The sequence below is a fragment of the Yersinia alsatica genome, from assembly GCF_902170305.1.
GTDB classification, from domain to species: domain Bacteria; phylum Pseudomonadota; class Gammaproteobacteria; order Enterobacterales; family Enterobacteriaceae; genus Yersinia; species Yersinia alsatica.
The window spans coordinates 450,404-471,391 of sequence record NZ_CABHWW010000011.1; the positions used below are offsets into that span (position 1 = coordinate 450,404).

Sequence of the window (20,988 nt, forward strand, 5' to 3'; positions counted from 1 at the left end):
TCATAGCAAAGCATGAATAGTTCACCCGGTTATCAGACAAATTTCGATATTACTGCGTGTTTTTAACTGGGGAATCGAGTGGGAACGGACTTTTATGAGTACGGTTATAATTGAAAGTATAGAGTGCGGTAATAACCATCAGAGTCACGAATGACCACATAACCTCTTCGGCACCTGAACCCACCACAGCCCAAATACAATAAATAAAAGCAATAAGTGTAATACTAATATAAGTTCTAACTTGTGTTCCTAAATGACCATGCCCCACCAGTAGTAAAGCGGCGCAGGTATATAAATAAGGAACCAAAGTAAAAATGACAGAAACAGAAGAAACTAAACCAAACTCTTTTGCTGCATTGGGTGAAATACTGCTTATTTGGAAAACAGTCATCAGAACACCCAGAATAAGTAGACCCGCGACAGGTGTACCCGCCTGGTTAACCTTACCAAAGATAGGAGGAAACAACCCATCGTCAGCCGCGGCTTTTGCCGTTTGCCCAGCAACCAATGTCCAGCCACCTAGTGATCCAAGACAGCCCGCGGCAGCACAGAGTGATACAATTGCGCCTGCAGTATCGCCCAATGCCAGTCGAGCTGCATCACCAAAGGGTGACGCTGACACGCGCAATTCTGCATTAGGGATCATGCCCATGATGGCAGTACTGGAAAGGACATAGCAGACAGCAGCAATTAATACGCCCCCCACAGTGGCAATAGGCACATTACGTTTTGGATTTTTCACTACACCGGCGGCGACTGAGGCTGTTTCTACCCCGATAAATGACCATAACGTTACATTCAAGGTACTTTGAATCGCACTCAATGTACCCAAGCCGCTGACATTCCAAGCCGCCATATAAGTCTCCCCTTTGAACCAGAACCAACCAAATAAAGCGATTCCGACAATGGGTATGAGTGCCAATGACGTTGCCACTGCCTGTACTCGAGTAATCATTTTCGGCCCGATAATATTCAGCCCAACAAATATCCATAAAAAGACTACACACGTAATGGTTAATACCATGGGTTCTTTTAAAATCGGGAAGAAATAACTCAGATACCCCACGCCAATGACTACCATGGCGATATTTCCAATCCAACATGCCAACCAATAAAGAACGTTAGTTTGATAACCTAGAAATGGGCCAAAAGCTCGTCTGGCGTAAGCATAAGAACCTCCGGGGCTATCATCCAGTGATGACATCTTGGCATAAACCATTGAAAGCGCTAAAGCGCCAATAATTGTCACCAACCATCCCCATATTGCGATTCCTCCTGTTGAGGCTAAATTAGCCGGTAATAAAAACACGCCAGATCCCATTATATTCCCTGCAACCATCAGGGTTACTGGAATAAGCCCGACCTTTTGATCATCTGTAGACATAGTTAATCCTTACAATTCCCTATAAAAGGATAAAATCAACGATAAATATTTGCTGCACGTATAAAGGTAGTTGATATAAATTATAAATAAAGGCAAGTGCGAATATAAATCATTATCGATAATGAATTGACGGGATTTTATTATCTATTTAATTAATATTGTTTTGAATTAATATATAGCTAATTCAGCAATTTTTAATATATTAGTTAATCATTAATAAATAGAGATAATTAGTATTAAAGAGTCATAACGCCGAGTGCAAAAGCCTTGTGTTGCATATGTTTAATTACGTCATAGGCCGACCAAGGCAACACACTGAATCCTTTGATCAATAGCAGGTCTTTAGCTGAAATAGCCGTCGGAGAATTGATGGTGGCACTGATAGCCTGACGTATGAGGAGGAGCTGTTCCTTAGAAGTCGATAACGAGGTAATGAGTGGCAATCCAGGTGCAGCCTCTGTCTGCGCTATAATTTTTAACCCAGCAACCGCTGTGGGGTTAGCTCGTTGTAACAATGCAAAGCTAACGCAATCTATTGCGGCGATGTCAGCATGATGCTGCTTAACCATGTCGATTGAACGATAATGCCCACCAGAGGCAATTCCATGAGAAAAGAAACGCCCATTGACCGCCAGTGGGGCAATTAAGGCACGTAATGCATTATAGCCAGATTGTGAGTCGGTACTGTTATAAGCAACTATCTTGCCGCGAAAGTCTGCCAGTTGCAGGCCTGCTTCATCCTCACGCACGACCACTAAGCTGCGATAATACTCTCCTGAACAATAAGGTGATTGATAGCTGAATGCTCCAACCAATTGTACTTGATGCTGTAATAACGTCACCAGAGGAAAACCACAAGTTTGGCTCAGTAGTACATTAGGATCTTGCCAGTGTTGCAGTAAATCCGAGGGCCAAGCTAGCTGCTCACTGACTCCGGCCACGCCATAGTTGTGCAGTTGTCGAGATAATAGCTGCCAAAAGGGCTGTACATCTTGCGGCTGGATACCATACATCGGCAGTGAAATTAGCATAAATACCCACTATAAATAACGCCATAAACCCGAAGCATTAGTTGTTCCCAACTCAATTGTGTTTACTTAATTATTCTTAACTACCGGAAGAGACTGTAATTCTCGCCAACGCAATAGTCGTCTATTCCAGCGGGTAAAAATCATATCCGTGATAATCGCCAATAAGGCGACAACAACTGCACCTTGAATAACATAAGCCGTATTGAAACCGCTGAGCCCGATGATAATTGGAGAGCCTAAGGTTTTTGTTCCCACCGTTGAAGCGATAGCCGCGGTACCGATATTAATGATGACTGAGGTTCGAATACCCGCAACAATCACCGGGGCTGCCAATGGCAATTCAACCCGCCACAAAATCTGCCTGGCGCTCATGCCGACTCCTTGGGCGACCTCACGGATATCTCGGGAAACTGACTCAATACCGGTGATCGCCCCTTGTAAAATAGGCAATAAACCATAGAGGACTAAAGCAATAATGGCCGGTTTTTCACTAAACCCCATGACCGGTACTGCAATAGCGAGTACTGCAACAGGCGGAAAAGTCTGCCCCATCGCAACAACCGTTTCCACAACTGAGCGAAACTCTTTTCCTGCTGGGCGAGTCACCGCGATACCCGCACTTACACCAATAAAGATGGCGATAACACTGGAGATCAGCACCAATAAAACATGGGCGACAACCAGTGACCAAAAGGTATCTTGCACATAAATAGGCCGGTCGAGATCTGGAAACAATGCAGTAAAAAGACCTTGCAGCGAAGTCATGCCAAACACCAAACTAGCCAATAATAGCAATGCCCAAAAGAGGGGATCTTTTAAGCAAGATAATAGGCCTGACTTTACTCGCTCTGCATAGGTATTATTAAGATCTCTGGCTTTGGCAGCAGTCGGTTTCACACTCCCCCCTTATCTGCATCCGCGATAAGATCGGCAAAATAGAGCACTCCTAATAATTGCCCATGCTCATCAGCAACAGGCAATTTATCTGTCTGGCGAGAGACAAACAGAGAAAGAGCCTCACGTAGACTAGTTGTAGCCAATATCGGCTGCCCTACCAGAGTCTCGCCGCGTCTGACTCGTTGCTCCGCCCAACCCAGTGATAATAATTTAATGCCTAGATCACTGCGACCAAAGAAGTCACGGACAAAGTCATTTGCTGGCTGGGTTAACATTTCAAGAGGTGTTCCTTGCTGGATAACTCTTCCCTCATCCATCAAAACTATACGATCTGCCAGACTTAAAGCCTCATCAATATCATGAGTAACCAGAACAATAGTTCGGCCAGACAGTTGGTGAATGCGCGTAATTTCAAATTGCAATGCCGAGCGCGTCACCGGATCTAATGCTCCAAATGGCTCATCCATCAATAATACTTCGGGATCTGCGGCTAAAGCGCGGGCAACACCAACCCGCTGTTGCTGCCCGCCAGAAAGTTGATGAGGATAACGATGCAGGAATTGTTCTGGATCCAGATGAAGCAGCTCTAGTAGCTCAATAACTCGCTGGCGAATGCGCTCAGGAGGCCATTTCAGCAACTGTGGCACGGTGGCAATATTGCGCTCAACTGTCCAGTGAGGGAATAGACCTATAGATTGAATGGCATAACCCATCCGCCGCCGTAGATCTTCTGGTTTATAATTACGGATTTCTTCACCAGCAAAATGGATCTTCCCTTCGTCATGCTCAATAAGCCGATTAATCATTTTTAGTGTGGTCGACTTTCCTGAGCCAGAAGTACCAATCAGCACAGTAAACTCCCCTTTCGCAATTTGTAGCGTGAGGTTATCTACAGCCCGTTTACCGGCAAAATATTTACTTACCTGATGGAAATGAATCATCGGTGTGAAGCATCCATAAAAATAACGATGAATTTAAACAGCGAATCAACAACTACCGCCATCACAATCACGGGTATGACACCCAGCAGCACTAAATCCAAAGCACTGCTAAGCAAACCTTGAAACACTATCGCCCCTAACCCGCCAGCACCAATCAATGCAGCAACAACAGCCAGCCCCACTGTTTGCACCGCAATAATGCGGATACCGGATAAAATCAGTGGCATAGCAATGGGTATTTGCACCTGAAAAAACAACTGGCTGCGGGTCATCCCCATACCTCGAGCCGACTCCACAACACTGTCAGGAACCGCTTCTAACCCGGCAACGACATTGCGCACTAGCGGTAATAGGGCATATAACACCAAGGCGACAATCGCCGGAGCCAACCCGATACCACTGACACCATGCTCAGCCAGCCATGGAATGGCCGCGGCTAAGCCCGCCAGAGGCGCAATTAGCAACCCAAATAAGGCAATTGAGGGAATGGTTTGAATAATATTCAATGTTGAGAAAATAGCGCCTTGAAAGCGTTGAGAACGAAAACAGAATAAACCGAGGGGAACGCCCAGAATGACGGCAGGGATTAGAGTTGTGAGTAGAATCTGTAAGTGTTGCCATAATGCATCGTCAAATACATCTTGCCGATTCACATACTCTTTCATCAACGATAATTGATCGAGTTGCCCAGTCACCAGCAATGCTACAACCGGTAGAACCAGTAAAACATTAGCCAAACTGCGCCAAACCGGGTTTACAACGGCACGAGACAAGCTATCGACAGCAATCAATATGCACATCCCACTCATCAGCCAGAATCCGCCACCAAGCGATGTGCGAGCAAGACTCTCTTCGCCCCCAGCAAGTTGTGTGGCTGTGGTGCCTGCCAGTAACAGTAGAGCGAATAACAATACTTCAGCCATTAATACCGTGGCCCAATACAGCACCGCACTTTGCTTACAAAAAGCAATGACCAATAGTATCAATATAGGGAATAACACCCACCAAACCGGCCCTGTTATTAGCGATAACAAGGAGATCCCCTGACCTGAGATCAACCGATTAGGCGCATGACTAACAAAAGAAAGCCCTATACCCGATAAAACCAGCAATATAACCAGTGCGAGCAGGACCCGGTTTTTTACAGCCATAAAAATCCATCTCCATGACAGATAATCTTTGTTGCCATAACCGATTACCTGTTTATTTGATGGCGCTATAAAGCAAAACGTTATAGCGCCACTCGAATACTCATCGTTATCCTTTAACGAACCCTTTTTCTTTCAGATAATTGGCTGCAACTTTTTTCGCATCCTGCCCCTCGACTGCGATGCGGGCATTCAGTTTTTGTAATGTTGGGCCATCAAGTGTGGCAAATACCGGATCAAGTAAAGCAGGTATGTTTGGGTGTGCTTTAAGCGTGGCCTCGCGGATGATTGGCGTTGGTGCATAAATAGGCTGCACGCCTTTGGTATCGTCCAGTGTCTGTAATCCCAAAGCAGCTACCGGGCCATCAGTACCATAAGCCATGGCGGCATTAACACCGGAGGTTTGTTCTGCAGCAGCTTTAATTGTTACAGCGGTATCCCCCCCGGCCAACGATAACAGCTGGTCTTGATTCAATTTAAAACCGTATGCTTGTTGGAAAGCAGGTAAAGCATCAGGGCGTTCAATAAACTCCGCCGAGGCAGCTAATTTGAATTTACCACCGGCATTAATCCACTTACCTAAGTCATCCAATGTCTTCAAATTATTCGCTTTGGCTAAATCCTGACGAACCGCGATAGTCCAGGTATTATTTGCCGGAGCAGGTGAAAGCCACACTAGTTTATTCTTTTCATAATCCAATGCTTTTACTTTTTCATAGCCTGCTTTGGCATTCTTCCAAGCAGGATCTTTTTCATCAGAGAAGAAAAAAGCACCATTACCGGTATATTCAGGGTAAATATCAATCTCCCCGGCAGTGATAGCGCCACGAACCACTTTGGTCGTCCCTAACTGTGATTTATTGGTTGTTTTAATCCCATTAGCATCAAGAACCTGCACAATAATGTTGCCGAGTAATGAGCCTTCAGTATCAATTTTTGAGCCAACACGGACGGTATCAGCAGCTTGAGATACACCACCAGTTGCAGCCAGCATTATTGCTGCCAGCGCAAAAGCTCGGCTACGGGTTAAGGTCTTTGCCATGTTTTACCTCTATGTGCCCAAGGGTTAGAAAAAGTTAAATCGCTAATGTCTGTAAAACATGAATCTCAGCAAGATGTGCAATTCTCAGTCATTAACAAATCAGTAACCATATTAGATTTAGTCCAAAACAAACCAAATAACCAATTGATATTAAATATATTATTCACAACACACCAGCTTAACGAAATACTCAATTTTACATATAACTATATGATAGCTAAGTATTTAAAAAATCTATTTTCAACAAAATTTACGGTTAAGATTACACAGATAGCTGTATATAACAACAGTAAATTGTAGGCAAATGAAAATAACTTATGGGTTTTGTCGTCAGAATGAGTGCTGCGTTTTATTACCTTAACGGGCTATTTGAGAAGCGTCAGGCTGCCTATCAGCGCGACCAAGCCCCTCGTGTGGCTGTTCGCTTATCGAAGTTTTGTTTTCACTATCGTAAAAAGGATGAATTTCTATTTCCAAGGCAGTAAAAGCATATGTCTCAAACCATTGAGTATAGCCGTTTACTACAAATTGCTCGCTTCGATGCTGATATTGAACGCGATTTTCCAGATAAATCTGGCGCAAACCATACCAAGGCAAAGTAGGTAAATCATGATGGACCAGATGGTAATTGAGGTTTAGAAATAGTAGACGCCAAGGCCATGCCGCTTCATTCAATGTTGAACGTGCCGCACTATTTTCTGCTGCACGATGTTCAAAAAAGGATCTTACTTTAGTCAGGCTAAGTGCCGGATAACCAATCACTAAAATAGTGAAAATTGCAGAGATGCCATAACCTGCCATCCAATGCAGCAATAAGCTGAGGAGTCCAAAATGGGCTAACCACATGATGATGGCTGGACGATCACCCGTAATAAAGGCGCGGCTTGCACTGCGGATAGTATCAATGATATCCAGTGCTGGCCCCACAACTAATCGGCCAATAAAAGTATTGCTGATTCGCACGATTTTTTTGAACAGTGAGGGAAAATGCCGCCACTGCTTCGCAGTGTAGTAATAGCACTCAGGATCTTTTTCCGGATGCGTTAAGTCCTGATCCCTATGATGTTGGATATGAGAGTCACGATAGAGGCCATAGGGATACCATATCGCTAGCGGCAAAGTTCCCAATAACTGATTTACCCACCGCCACCGAGTTGGGTGACCGTGAATCAACTCATGTTGTAGCGACATATACCACGTGCTCAACAAGATTAGTAACACGCTACCCAATACTGCACCCAATTGTTGCCAATAAATAACGCAAGCAAACCAGCCAGTGTAAATAACCCCAATCAGTGCCCAGGTCGGCAGTTCCAGACGCCACATCCAAGAACGAGATAGCTGTTTTACCCGCGCCCGCTGCTGTTCATTAACATAATAGGAAGCCCCCGCCACGCGGTGGTTAATTTTGGTATCAGCAGTAGGCATATTAAGACTCATACTTGGCATAATTCGGGCCAGTATCAGCTTAATAATATCTACTGCTAACTAACTTAAAGCGCTTTGTATATCTAAAAACTGTCTATTTAAACCTTCACCCAGCGCAGCTCATGGGCTGAGACCGCAATAGCATCTAATACTTTAGAAACTTTCCAGCCCTCTTCGAAGTCCGGCCACATGCGATCTCCAGCTGCAATGCCGTTAATCAAATCGCGGATCTCAACGGTTTTTTGATCGTTAAATCCAATGCCATGCCCTGCACTGACACAGAAAGCGGCATAATCTGGGTGTTGCGGCCCGGTAAGTAATGTTTTAAACCCTTGCCTGGACTGAGGGTCATCATGGCGATAGAGCTGTAATTCCGCCATGCGTTCCTGAGAATAACTGATTGTGCCTTTCGTGCCTGTGACCACATATGTCAGCCCCATTTTACGGCCACAGGCAATACGTGATGTTTCTATTGTTCCCATCGCACCATTAGCGAAACGTACCAGTGCACTGGCCTGATCTTCATTTTCTACCGCTCGCAACAGTGAGGGATTTTGTGGGTCTGGGCGCTGCTTTATAACAGTCTGCATATCACCACATACGTTGAGAATATCGCCAACTAGATAATGAGCCATATTGACAATGTGTGCGGCCAAATCCCCTAATGCCCCAAGTCCTGCCTGTGCTTTAGTACAGTGCCAATCTAACGGTGTCTGTGGATCAGCAAGATAATCTTCATTATGTGTACCGTAAAAATGTACAACATCACCAATCTCGCCATTTGCAATAATCTCGCGCGCCAATTGGCTGGTCGGGTTTTTCATATAATTGAACCCTACCAGAGTTTTTACGCCTTTTGCTCTTGCTGCTTCAACCATCTCTTTGGCATCGGCGGCATTAAGAGCTAGCGGTTTCTCTGAATAAACATGTTTACCATGGCTAATAGCCGCTAATGCCATTTCTTTATGTAAGAAATTTGGCGCACAGATATCCACTACATCAATATCTGGGTCAGCAACCAGCTCGCGCCAATTAGCAGTAGAGCGAGCAAAACCAAATTCTGTAGCACGCTGTTGAGCCAATTCAGGTGTTACTTCAGCCAGCATTTCTAATACTGGCGACCCCTTTAAAGGAAAAACAGTCGCAACCTGTGCGTAAGCAATGGCATGACAACGACCGATATAACCGGTGCCGATGAGGCCAACTCGAACTTTTTGCATTCTATTCCCCTTACCAATTTATGATGAAGTCCCGGCAATGGACTGTGCTTGTCAACGGTTATACGAAATTAAAATTTCATCATCAAGGCAATAGTGGAATGAAAAACTCTTTTTGCGAGATGCTACGAAAATTATTGTTAGACCCATGAAAATTTGCATAAACAAAGCATAAATCTCGGCATTCAGTTCACATATCTAAGAATCAAAATTCATCTGATAGATTATTTATTTTCTTTATGTAACGTAATGAATAATAAATTTCAAAATTTGCGAAGCCTTGCGCATCGCTGATAACTCAAGGTTTCAATACTGTAATTTCGTTATATAGTGAGTACCACGATGAAGCGCTCACTGAGTCGCTCCTTTATAATTTCGACAGGTAATTTGCTATGAACTCACCTTTCTTGGTAACACCACAGTGGCTGGCCGAAAATATTCATGATGACAAAATCATTATTCTGGATGCCAGAATGTCACCACCGGGATTGATACCCAAAAGAAATATTCGAGCTGAATTTGAACAGGGACATATTCCTGGGGCAGTTTACTTTGATATTGACGCAATAGCAGACCACAGCACCGACTTACCTCATATGTTGCCATCTCCTCAAGCATTCAGTGAAATGGTTGGTCAATTGGGGGTAAGTGAGCAACATACTTTGGTCATTTATGATGATGGCAACCTGTTTTCTGCACCACGGGTTTGGTGGACGTTTCGTACTTTTGGTGCAAAAAAAGTACTCATCTTGGCGAATGGCATCAGTGGGTGGCAGCAAGCAGGGTTTGCATTAGAGAGCGGGCCAGTGAGCCCGGTCTCACAAACATTCAATGCAACATTCAATGCCGCTGCGGTCAAAAATGTTAATCAGGTTTTAGCCGCTCTAGGAAATAAAGAAATACAGATTGTAGATGCGCGCCCTGCGGGACGATTTAAGGCACAAGAACCAGAGCCTCGCCCTGGCCTGCGTTTGGGACGTATCCCTGGCAGTATCAATATTCCATGGGGAAGCATGGTCGAAAATGGCAATCTGAAATCACCACAAGCATTGGCAAGCATTTTTGCAGCCCATGGTGTCGACTTAACCAAACCCATCATTACCAGTTGTGGTTCTGGAGTTACCGCCGCAGTGGTTGCTCTGGGGCTGACAGCAGCAGATGCATCGTCGGTATCATTGTATGATGGCTCTTGGGCTGAATGGGGCGCATCAGATTCGCTGCCCATTGATAGCACTCAACTACCATAAAATAACTTGTATCTTCAATTGGTTATAGTTTAAATAGCGACCAGGGCACGGACGCCGTCAAGCTCCATATCGACGCCATGTCCTCGCTGGATAATTTTTCCGCGCGACATCACTAAATAGTTATCTGCCAGTTCCGCCGCAAAATCATAAAATTGCTCCACCAGCAAGATAGCCATATCCCCCTGCGCGGCCAGTTTTTTGATAACTAATCCAATCTCCTTAATAACTGAGGGTTGAATTCCCTCGGTGGGTTCATCAAGAATTAATAAACGCGGTTGGCAAGCCAGAGCACGGCCAATCGCCAGTTGTTGCTGTTGTCCGCCAGATAAATCCCCACCACGGCGGTGCTTCATCTCCTGCAACACGGGGAAGAGTTGATAGATATGCTCGGGTACGGCTTTACTTTGTGAACCGGGAAAGCGCGAAAGACCTAACAGGATATTCTCTTCTACTGTTAAACGAGGAAATATTTCCCGCCCTTGCGGCACATAGGCAATACCGCCTTTCACCCGCTGATGCGGCGACTGATTGCTAATATTTTTACCTTCCCAAGTAATACTGCCATTTTTAACTGGCACCAACCCCATCAAGCACTTGAGCAGCGTCGTTTTACCAACACCATTACGGCCCAATAAGCAGGTCACCTCACCGACCGCAGCCTCAAATGACAAGCCGCGCAAGATATGACTGCCACCATAATATTGGTCGAGTTCATTTACTTGAAGCATATATTGCCCTCAAATTATCCAGATAATTATTAGTCGCTAGAGCCATCTCGTTGATTGAGTCAGTCTACATCAAGCCATATTTCACCACAGTTTTGCCCCCCAAAATGAGGAGGGTTAGAATGACTCAACGGCCTAAATAAACCTCGATAACTTGCTCATTAGCCTGCACTTCTGCCAATGAACCCTCGGCCAGCACCTGCCCTTGATGCAACACGGTCACATGGTCGGCAATCGTCTCGACAAACCCCATATCGTGCTCGACTACCATCAATGAATGTTTGCCAGCCAATTGATTAAACAGCTCCGCGGTATAAGCGGTTTCAGCATCGGTCATACCTGCGGCGGGTTCATCCAATAACAGTAGGTGTGGGTCTTGTACTAATAACATACCGATTTCAAGAAACTGTTTTTGACCATGAGATAGCAAACCCGCTGAACGCTGCCGCATATCACTTAAGCGCAACATAGCCAGTGTTTCATCAATTTGATCCCGCTGTTCACTGTTCAATTTGGCACGCAAACTTGCCCAAACGGTTTTGGTACTTTTCTGTGCCAGCTCAAGATTTTCAAAAACACTTAATGCTTCAAATACTGTAGGTTTTTGAAATTTCCGACCAATGCCAGCTTGAGCAATTTCAATCGTATTCATCGTCGAGAGATCATGGTGCTGGTCGTACAGCATTTTGCCGCTCTGTGGACGAGTTTTACCGGTGATAACATCCATTAACGTCGTTTTACCCGCACCATTCGGGCCAATAACACAACGCAATTCCCCCACCCCAATTTGCAATGAAAGATTGCGCAGGGCATGAAAACCATCAAAACTGACATTGATATCTTCCAGTGTCAGTACGGGATCTCGCTGTTGACGATACTTGTCCGCCGCATGCTGGATAACACCCGGCTCTTGATCAATGAATTCGGGATAAGTCAGTTGTTCAGTAATTTGAAATCGGCTCATTTATCTTTCCCCCGCCGCAATAACCCAATCACACCTTTAGGCAAGAACAAGGTAACCAGAATAAATATTAAGCCGAGGAAGAATTGCCAATATTCCGGCATTGCCATGGTGAACCAACTTTTTGCACCATTGACGATTCCCGCCCCCAATACTGGGCCAATCAGAGTGCCACGCCCACCCAGAGCAACCCAAATTGCAGCCTCAATAGAGTTAGTTGGCGACATTTCACTGGGATTGATAATGCCAACCTGCGGTACATATAACGCACCGGCTAAAGCGCAAAGTACGGCAGAGAGTGTCCAGACAAATAACTTAAAACCTTTAGGGTCATAACCACAGAATGTCAGTCGGTTTTCAGCATCGCGCACGGCAGTCAATACTCGGCCAAACTTGGTGCGCGCCAACGCAAATCCCAGCACTAAACTGGCAATTAACAGTGCTAGAGTGGCAAGAAATAAGGCAATACGAGTAGATGTTGCCGATACAGGGAAACCCAGCAAGGTAGTAAAACCAGTGAAGCCATTGTTGCCACCAAAGCCGGTTTCGTTGCGAAAAAATAGCAACATTCCCGCATAGGTTAGTGCCTGTGTCATGATAGAAAAATAGACACCTTTTATTTTTGAGCGAAAGGCAAAGTAGCCAAAAATAAAAGCCAGCAAACCGGGTACCAATACAATCAGACATAACGCCCAGACGAAATATTGACTGCCACTCCAAAACCATGGCAGCTCGCTCCATGATAAGAAAGACATAAAAGCAGGCAAACCATCACCAGCCGCCTGACGCATCAAGTACATCCCCATGGCATAACCACCGAGCGCGAAAAACAAACCATGCCCCAGTGACAGCAACCCGGCGTATCCCCACACCAGATCTAACGCAATTGCGACTACCGCATAACACAGAATCTTGCCCATAAGAGTTAAGGTATATGTCGAGATTGCCAACGGATTATCGGCTGGTAGTAATGCTAAAAAAGGCAAAATAATCAGAAAAATAACCACCAAGACACTCAGTAACAGGCTGAGAACAGGGGCTTTCTGCGTCAAGGTTATCGTCAAAGGTTGATTCATTAGTCACTCACCCTGCCCTTAAGGGCAAACAGACCCTGCGGGCGTTTTTGAATAAACAAAATGATCAGCACTAAAATCAATATCTTGCCTAGCACTGCGCCAATCTGCGGTTCCAGAATTTTATTCAACATCCCTAATCCCAGTGCGGCGACAACACTGCCCGCAAGTTGCCCAACGCCCCCCAAAACCACTACCAGGAAAGAGTCGATGATATATCCCTGGCCTAATTCCGGGCCGACATTTCCCAGTTGCGATAGAGCAACGCCCCCCAAACCGGCAATGCCAGAACCCAACCCAAATGCCAACATATCGACCCTTCCTGTCGCCACCCCGCAACACGCCGCCATTGCACGGTTCTGTGTCACGGCGCGTACCTGTAATCCGAGACGAGTTTTATTCAGCAACAACCAAGTGAGTAGCAAAACAATAACGACGAAAGCAATAACCGCAATACGATTCCACGGTAAGACCAGATTCGGTAAAATCTGTACTCCGCCAGACAACCATGCGGGGTTAGCAACTTCCAAATTTTGGGCACCAAAAATCATTCGCACACTCTGAATCAGCATTAGGCTGATACCCCAGGTTGCCAGCAATGTTTCTAGTGGCCGGCCATAGAGATGGCGAATCACTGTTCGCTCTAAAATCATGCCAATTCCGGCAGTAATAAAGAAAGCGACAGGTAAAGCAATCAAGGGATAAAGAGCCAGCCAGTGTGGAGCAAAGTGTTGAAATAAGGATTGCACCAAATAAGCGGAGTAGGCACCCAGCATCAGCATTTCACCGTGTGCCATGTTAATAACACCCAACAAACCATAAGTAATGGCTAGCCCCAATGCCGCCAACAATAAAATGGAGCCTAGTGATAGCCCACTGAATACCTGCCCAATAATATCCCCAACCATCAGCCGGTTTTGTACCTGCTTTAAGCTACTAGCGGCAGCGGCACGCACATGCTCATCAGGCTCTACATGAATATCTGTTAGGCTTTGCAATCGTGACTGAGTTTGGGGTGAACCCGATTGCCCCAGTAATTGCACCGCATTCAACCGCACCAGAGGATTGCTGTCAGTGAGTTGTAAATTAGCCAGCGCGATACTTAATGCCTCTTTAACTTTATTGTCAGTCTCCAATTTCAGGCGCTGATTCAGTAACGGCAATTGATCGCTTTGCGCCTGCTGCTGTAATTCCAGCGCCGCTTGCAAACGCACCGCTTCATCCTTACTGACTAGCCGCTGGGCCGCCAATGCATTAGCAATGAGAATACGTAACCGATTATTGAGCCAGATTTTTTTCGGTGTATCAGTGGGTTGTAGTTGTCCTTCCAAAGGTGTGAAAACTTGATTGTTTTGGACGAAAGCCCGCCCCGCACTATCAATAACCAACGTTTCTTGTTTTAGTGCTTGCAATAATGGCAGCCGGCTAACATCTGGCTCTGTTGCCCATTGCTGCAACATAATGGCTTGTTGCGAGCGGTTGGCTGCAACAAAATCATGGGCTGGCCCTGCGGTTGCCAGAGCCGATATGCCCATTAACAAACCGAGCATTAGCCGAAGTAGATAATGAGTTGTGCAACCCCAAACAGGAATTAATGATTTCATAGGTTCACTCATCACGGATATTTGGCGAAAAGGCTCCGAAGCCAACTAGACCTAACTTCGGAGAATTACCATTACTGAGTGCTTTTAACCGGGTGATCCGGCTTTTTGTCATTGCCTGCGATGAATGGGCTCCACGGCTGCGCTCGGATCGGGGCGTCGGTTTGCCACACTACATTAAACTGCCCATTAGCTTCAATTTCGCCAATCATCACCGGTTTGTGTAAGTGGTGATTGGTGTTATCCATGGTTAACGTAAAGCCAGATGGTGCCGGATATGTCTGACCGGCCATAGCCGCGCGAACTTTATCAACATCGGTTGATTTGGCTTTCTCAACTGCTTGAGCCCACATATGCATGCCGACCCAAGTCGCCTCCATTGGGTCATTGGTTACTGCGGTATCAGCATTCGGCAAATTATGTGCTTTGGCATAAGCTTTCCATTGTTCAACAAATTTCTTATTCGTCGGGTTATCGACTGATTGGAAATAGTTCCAGGCGGCAAGGTTCCCGACCAATGGCTTGGTATCGATACCACGTAACTCCTCTTCACCGACAGAGAAAGCAATAACTGGCACATCGGTCGCTTTAATACCTTGGTTGGCTAATTCTTTATAGAAAGGAACATTCGAATCACCATTGATGGTAGAAATAACCGCTGTCTTCCCATCCGCAGAGAATTTCTTAATATTGCCAACGATAGTTTGGTAATCGCTATAACCAAATGGGGTATAAATTTCCTCAATATCTTTATCTTGAATACCCTTGGTATGCAGGAAGGCCCGCAGAATTTTATTAGTTGTACGCGGATAGACGTAGTCAGTGCCCAACAAAATAAAGCGTTTGGCTGCACCACCATCTTCACTTAATAAATATTCTACCGCCGGGATAGCTTGTTGATTTGGTGCCGCCCCGGTATAGAAGACATTCGGTGACATTTCTTCACCTTCATATTGCACCGGGTAGAACAGTAAGCCATTTAATTCTTCAAATACCGGCAATACTGATTTGCGTGAAACTGAAGTCCAGGCTCCAAATACAACAGCAACTTTATCTTGTGTTAATAATTGCCGCGCTTTTTCGGCAAATAACGGCCAGTTAGATGCCGGATCAACAATAACCGGCTCCAGTTTTTTACCCAATACGCCACCATGAGCATTGATATCGTCAATGCTCATCAAAGCCATATCTTTCAATGGGGTTTCAGAAATAGCCATAGTGCCGGACAACGAGTGCAAAATACCCACTTTAATGGTATCTGCAGCCAATGTACCAAATGCCACCCCCATACTGATAATCGAAGCCGAAAGTGCAAAAACCTTAACCAAGTTACGATGTTGCATAGCATTAACCTCTGGTCGTTGAGTAAAACACACAAGATTGGATTTACTCTGCGCAATCGCCGTGCCAGTTTTATATCTCAATAATTTAATTGAAGATTATAGATATCTTGGTTAAATAGCCTGATATATAGCCTAATTGTCTGCACCATTAATGCGCAATATACGAGCATAGATAGTGCAACAGTGGGGGAAATAAGATACTACGATGAAAAAGCTGGAATGGGTTAATTCAGAAGTTAACAAAGAGTATGCGGCTAATTAACAAAAAACAGGAATAGCTAATGGCCATTCCTGTTTTTATATTGCTCAGCTATGCCGAGACATCCCCAAAAGATTTCAACGGACAGCCAACACAGCTGTAATTTGAGAGATGACCGGTATATTTAATTCTATTTTTTAGGACCACGTATCCGCAATGTCAGACCTTTCAGGAAATAACGCAGCACCTGATCACCACAAGGGCGGAAGTTTTTACTCCCTTCTTTACGGAACAAAGCATTTAGCTCAGGTTTGGACACAGGGAACTCAACAGCATTAAAAACATCATGCATATCGGTATCTTTCAACTCAAATGCGACACGCAGTTTTTTGAGCACGATATTGTTAGTAATGACAGGTTCTACCGCGGGTGCCGGGAACTTGTCATCTTTACCGCGGCGAAAGAAAATCAGGCCATTAAGGAAATGTGCCATCACCAGATCAGGGCAATCCTGATAACCAGCTTCGTCTTCTTTCTTAAGGAAATTAACGACATCCGCATTGTTCACTTCAAAATCAGCCAGCTTAATGATTTCTGTTATCTTGGTATCGTTAACGTTAAGCATATAGCGAACACTACGGAGCACATCGTTGTTGATCATATTACTGCCCTATTCCTATTATGTAGATTAGACGTGTGCGAATATCGCAAGAAAAACAAAACGCTTCTTTAACGTCTAGCGGGCAGTATTGTATAGATCAACGCCGATCTTCTCAATGTAAATCTGGTTAGTGATAAAAACAGCTGACATACCAAAAATAAAACCCAAAAATAAAATAATAGTTAATATTATTATTTATTGGATGCTATTTATAATATAAAAACCAATCTATACATTAAGCTTTGGGATTAGTATTATTAGCTGGATGATAAAGCGCAATTTCTTCACCAAGAATATACTTCCGCCGTAATGTTGCGGATATCTTATCCATGACCATCACAATAACTACCATTATTAATGTGATAAACATTACTACATCCCAGTTCCATAGCCGCATATTTTCGGCATACACTAAACCAATCCCTCCGGCTCCGACAAAACCCAATACCGCAGCAGAGCGAGTATTAGATTCAATTTGATAAAGGCTTAGAGCCAAAAAGGTTGGAAAAGATTGAGTAAATATCCCAAAACGTTGCTTCTGCAAGGCATTGGCTCCCATGGCAGTCAGGCCACGATTGGGTGATTTGTCTACTGCCTCATGCCCTTCGGCATAGAGTTTACCCAATAACCCCATATCTTGAATGATAATCGCCAGCACCCCGGCAAGTGGCCCCATCCCTACGGCTCGAACAAAAATCAGCCCCCAGATAGCCATATCTATACCACGGAAAATATCCAGAAAACGGCGCACGACAAATGAAATAATACGTAAACCCGGCGTTGACATCACGTTTCGTGCTGCCAGAAATGACAAGGGTAAAGCAATCAGTGTAGCGGTGAGTGTGCCAGCAAAAACAATTGCTAAGGTAATAAATATCTGACCGAAATAATACTTAAATGGCCAATTCATAAAATCATGCCAAACAAACATACGTAAAAAATAACGGCTAATTTGTTGACTACCATTTGCAAATGTTTGCCAAGGAATCCCAAAGGTTTTGAAGAAAAATAGGTAATATAAAAAAATACCAACAGCTATCATTGTGATCCATCTGATATAACGTTTTTGCTGTAAGAAAATTTGTGGATTTTGCTGTTTTAGCATTGATAACTGACCTGCAGTCAGATGATGAGTCAACATTATGAAGTTCCTTCCACGACTCGCTTGCGTAATTTACCGGATGTGTAATCCAACAATGAAACCACAATAATAATCAGCAGCAATGTCATGCTGACTTGATCATAGCGATCGAGTTTTATTGAGGTCATTAACTCTTGCCCAATTCCGCCGGCCCCCACCAATCCTAAAATAGTTGATTGGCGAAAGTTAATTTCCAGGCGCATAAAGCTATAAGAGAGAAATATGGGTTTTACCTGTGGCCACAACGCAAAACGCATACGCTGTAATTTTCCAGCCCCACAAGCCGCCAAACCGCGCACAGGTTTATCCGATGCGGTTTCCAGTGATTCATAAAATAACTTGGTTAAACTGCCAATAGTATGTAATGCCAAAGCTAAAAAACCGGGAATAGCCCCAATACCAAACGCCATGACAAACATCACCGCCCAGGCTAATTCCGGCATGGTACGTAAAAACGCAACAAATGTGCGGATCGATAATCGCAACCAAGGAGGGCTTTGGGTATTATTTGCAGCCAAAAAGGCAAGAATAATGGCAACGATAACTGACAAGATTGTCGAGGCTAATGCTAATTGCAGAGTTTCCCAAATCAGCGGTAACTGAATAGGTAAGCGGTAACCCCAATAAGCAAAAGAACCTTCCGTATGACCATCGGCAAACAAATTATGCCAATGGAGCACAGGTATAGTTTCAGCTAGATAATCAAAAAAACTCGGAATAGAAACAAAAACAGTATGTAAATTAAACTCAGCAATACTGCCAGCGCCAAGATAGATAATTGCCAGCGTCAATGACCAAATCAACGTTTCACGTTTTTGCTTAGTGCGAATCCGCTGATAGTAATGGTTAAAGTCTGTATTCAAAATTAGCTACCACCTCAAAGCAATCGCTCAAACAAGCCAGAGCTATACCCTGCAACTTCGAATATGCAGGGTATATTTTATCCGCAGAACCGACTTAGCGGTCGCCTTTGGTTAATTCACGCTTCATATCAATAATATTCTGATACTCGCTCAGTGATGTTTCACCGATATGCTGTTTGCCACCCATCGCTTTAATGAAACAACCGTGATCTTCTTTATCCAGTTTTTTAACTGCGGCCACTAACTGCGCTTTAAATTCAGCAGGCAATGCACTACGGACCAAAATAGGGCCATTCGGAATCAGCGGTGACTGCCAGATAATACGAATTTGTTTCATTAAATCCGGGTGATCCATACGAATCATGCGCGTGAATGCACCGCTGGTATAGCCTGTATTATAATCGCCAATCATGGAGGCCCAAGTCACCGCGCCATCAAATTGGCCATTAATAACACCAAGAATATCTTGTTCATGGCCGCCAGAGAACGTCACGCTGGAGAAGAAATTGTTATATTTATTGTCTGGTGTTCCACCAAATTTCTGTTTAAAACTTTGGTTAGGAATCAAGAATCCTGAGGTTGAGTCCGGATCAGCAAAACCAAATGCTTTGCCTTTCAAGTCTTCAATTTTCTGATAAGGGCTATCGGCCTTTACCACTACAACTGAGTGATAACCGCGTGATTTATCTGTATCGTCAATCGCAATACCTACGATATCGACAGCTTTAGGGTCTTTAATATAGACAGAAGCAAAAGAAGAAGGCGACATACTTAATACTAAGTCAATCTTCCCACCTAATAACCCTTGAATAACACCGGAGTAGTCAGAGGCATTATGCAGGTTTGTTTTTACGTTTAATTCTTTATCCAAGAATTCTTTGACACACATATTATCGCCAATTTGTTGTGTCGCATTTTGCCCGCCAAGAATACCCAGATTAATTTCTTTTGGTGCATCCGCTGCTGTGGCATTAAATACCATCATACTTGCCACTAATGAGGTAAGACAAAGTACTTTTTTCATTAAATTAACCTATTCTGGTAAAGGGATAAATGGGAATTAATGCAAAGTATCAGTTGATTCATCACTATAAATATCTTGAATAATAGCGTCATTGAGCATAGATGGATGACCATCAAAAACAATTCTTCCATGAGCAATACCTATTACTCTCGTGCAATAATCTCTAACTAATTCCACAGAATGTAAGTTAACGACCACAGCAATATCATTCTCGCTTATTTTCTGTAATGTATTCATTATTCGGGTGGTATTTTTTGGGTCCAAAGAAGCGACCGGTTCATCAGCTAATAATATTTTAGGGTTTTGCATCATGGCACGACAAATAGCAACACGCTGCATTTGTCCACCAGAGAGATTCTCTGCACGCTGCAAGGCGTGAGGCAGCATATTGAGCCATTGTAATAACTCAATGGCTCTAGCTCTATCCTGCTCAGCAAATATTTTAAAAAATGATTTTAGTGTCGAGGTATAACTGAGGCGGCCTAGTAAGACATTGGTAATAACATCAAGCCGTGGAACTAAGCAGAAATCCTGAAAAATCATGCCACATTTTGCTCGCCACTTTCTCATCTGCTTTGTCGTCAATTCAGCGATATTCTGTGTATCACCATTGTCATGGTAATTAATGATTTCACCGGCACTACTGGGAATGGTGCCATTTAAAACATGCAACAATGTGGATTTCCCGGCACCAGAACGACCAATTATTGCTACAAATTCACCAGCATGAAGTTCAAAGTTGATATCATCCAGAACTCGGTGTTGTGATTTGTATGCTTTAACTAACCCTTTAACGGCAAGTACCTTTTTACGTGGTTCTTGCACCGCAGCTGGATAATCAGCCACAGTGAATTTACGCAATGCCTGGCCCATGTCATGTCTCTCAGATTGCCTGTAGTCATGAGCTATTAACGAATATTTCTATTGCATATTGATGATGCTTTTATGAGAGAAAGGTGACAAAAAATAGCCACCTTTCTGATATTTTATGAGGACAGTATTTTGACGAGAAGACGTTTTCTTGATTAATGCTTATTGGCTTTACTGATGACGATTAAAATC

19 protein-coding genes are annotated in these 20,988 nt (G+C 44.1%); 1 reads left to right on the forward strand and 18 read right to left on the reverse strand.

Features of this window, described 5'->3' with window-relative positions; all coding sequences use genetic code 11:
• Positions 1-49: 49 nt before the first annotated feature.
• The 8 genes from adiC to FTA96_RS08890 form a co-directional block, all read right to left on the reverse strand.
• Positions 50-1,384, reverse strand: coding sequence for an arginine/agmatine antiporter (gene adiC, locus FTA96_RS08855; protein WP_050107634.1), 1,335 nt, complete (start codon positions 1,382-1,384; stop codon positions 50-52).
• A 236-nt stretch (positions 1,385-1,620) separates the two neighbouring features.
• The gene (locus tag FTA96_RS08860; RefSeq protein WP_145573664.1) at positions 1,621-2,397 is read right to left on the reverse strand and encodes a phosphate/phosphite/phosphonate ABC transporter substrate-binding protein; all 777 of its coding nucleotides are present in this window, start codon (positions 2,395-2,397) and stop codon (positions 1,621-1,623) included.
• Positions 2,398-2,481: 84 nt separating this feature from the next.
• A complete protein-coding gene (locus tag FTA96_RS08865; protein ID WP_186371159.1) occupies positions 2,482-3,180 on the reverse strand; it encodes an ABC transporter permease in 699 nt (232 codons plus the stop codon).
• Positions 3,181-3,308: 128 nt separating this feature from the next.
• Positions 3,309-4,253: an ABC transporter ATP-binding protein gene (locus tag FTA96_RS08870; RefSeq protein WP_050122360.1), complete on the reverse strand. Its 945-nt coding sequence runs from the start codon at positions 4,251-4,253 to the stop codon at positions 3,309-3,311.
• Positions 4,250-5,404, reverse strand: coding sequence for an ABC transporter permease (locus FTA96_RS08875; RefSeq protein WP_050122362.1), 1,155 nt, complete (start codon positions 5,402-5,404; stop codon positions 4,250-4,252). Before FTA96_RS08875 ends, FTA96_RS08870 begins: the two co-directional genes overlap by 4 nt.
• A 106-nt stretch (positions 5,405-5,510) precedes the next feature.
• Positions 5,511-6,443: a glycine betaine ABC transporter substrate-binding protein OsmF gene (gene osmF / locus FTA96_RS08880; protein WP_050122363.1), complete on the reverse strand. Its 933-nt coding sequence runs from the start codon at positions 6,441-6,443 to the stop codon at positions 5,511-5,513.
• A 357-nt stretch (positions 6,444-6,800) separates the two neighbouring features.
• Positions 6,801-7,871, reverse strand: a complete 1,071-nt coding sequence (locus FTA96_RS08885) for a fatty acid desaturase (protein ID WP_050145060.1) — start codon at positions 7,869-7,871, stop codon at positions 6,801-6,803.
• 98 nt (positions 7,872-7,969) lie between these two features.
• A complete protein-coding gene (locus FTA96_RS08890) occupies positions 7,970-9,091 on the reverse strand; it encodes a Gfo/Idh/MocA family protein (RefSeq protein WP_050107647.1) in 1,122 nt (373 codons plus the stop codon).
• 389 nt (positions 9,092-9,480) lie between these two features.
• On the opposite strand from FTA96_RS08890, the gene sseA reads away from it, so the two are divergent.
• Positions 9,481-10,335 carry a 3-mercaptopyruvate sulfurtransferase gene (sseA, locus tag FTA96_RS08895; protein WP_050135983.1) on the forward strand — a complete coding sequence of 285 codons (855 nt, stop codon included), beginning with the start codon at positions 9,481-9,483 and terminating at the stop codon, positions 10,333-10,335.
• 29 nt (positions 10,336-10,364) lie between these two features.
• Here sseA and urtE read toward each other — a convergent pair whose 3' ends face one another.
• The 10 genes from urtE to phnC all read right to left on the reverse strand — a co-directional run bounded on the left by urtE (position 10,365) and on the right by phnC (position 20,799).
• A complete protein-coding gene (gene urtE / locus FTA96_RS08900; protein WP_145573620.1) occupies positions 10,365-11,063 on the reverse strand; it encodes an urea ABC transporter ATP-binding subunit UrtE in 699 nt (232 codons plus the stop codon).
• 124 nt (positions 11,064-11,187) lie between these two features.
• On the reverse strand, positions 11,188-12,024 hold the full coding sequence (gene urtD, locus FTA96_RS08905; protein WP_050122370.1) for an urea ABC transporter ATP-binding protein UrtD: 837 nt from the start codon (positions 12,022-12,024) through the stop codon (positions 11,188-11,190).
• Entirely contained in the window at positions 12,021-13,097 is a 1,077-nt protein-coding gene (gene urtC / locus FTA96_RS08910) for an urea ABC transporter permease subunit UrtC (protein WP_050107656.1), read from the reverse strand. The genes urtD and urtC overlap by 4 nt, the downstream gene beginning before the upstream one ends.
• Positions 13,097-14,698, reverse strand: coding sequence for an urea ABC transporter permease subunit UrtB (urtB, locus tag FTA96_RS08915; RefSeq protein WP_145536283.1), 1,602 nt, complete (start codon positions 14,696-14,698; stop codon positions 13,097-13,099). Before urtB ends, urtC begins: the two co-directional genes overlap by 1 nt.
• A gap of 71 nt (positions 14,699-14,769) precedes the next feature.
• Entirely contained in the window at positions 14,770-16,038 is a 1,269-nt protein-coding gene (gene urtA / locus FTA96_RS08920) for an urea ABC transporter substrate-binding protein (protein WP_145573622.1), read from the reverse strand.
• 389 nt (positions 16,039-16,427) lie between these two features.
• Positions 16,428-16,898, reverse strand: a complete 471-nt coding sequence (locus tag FTA96_RS08925; RefSeq protein WP_025377712.1) for a YehS family protein — start codon at positions 16,896-16,898, stop codon at positions 16,428-16,430.
• A gap of 235 nt (positions 16,899-17,133) precedes the next feature.
• Positions 17,134-18,039: a phosphonate ABC transporter, permease protein PhnE gene (gene phnE, locus FTA96_RS08930; RefSeq protein WP_145573623.1), complete on the reverse strand. Its 906-nt coding sequence runs from the start codon at positions 18,037-18,039 to the stop codon at positions 17,134-17,136.
• Positions 18,039-18,902 (reverse strand): phosphonate ABC transporter, permease protein PhnE, encoded by an 864-nt coding sequence (gene phnE / locus FTA96_RS08935; RefSeq protein ID WP_050107664.1) that lies wholly within the window; start codon positions 18,900-18,902, stop codon positions 18,039-18,041. The genes phnE (FTA96_RS08930) and phnE (FTA96_RS08935) overlap by 1 nt, the downstream gene beginning before the upstream one ends.
• Before the next feature lie 94 nt (positions 18,903-18,996).
• Positions 18,997-19,926: a phosphonate ABC transporter substrate-binding protein gene (gene phnD / locus FTA96_RS08940; RefSeq protein WP_050107666.1), complete on the reverse strand. Its 930-nt coding sequence runs from the start codon at positions 19,924-19,926 to the stop codon at positions 18,997-18,999.
• A gap of 36 nt (positions 19,927-19,962) precedes the next feature.
• Positions 19,963-20,799 carry a phosphonate ABC transporter ATP-binding protein gene (phnC, locus tag FTA96_RS08945; protein WP_050122377.1) on the reverse strand — a complete coding sequence of 279 codons (837 nt, stop codon included), beginning with the start codon at positions 20,797-20,799 and terminating at the stop codon, positions 19,963-19,965.
• Positions 20,800-20,988: the final 189 nt, after the last annotated feature.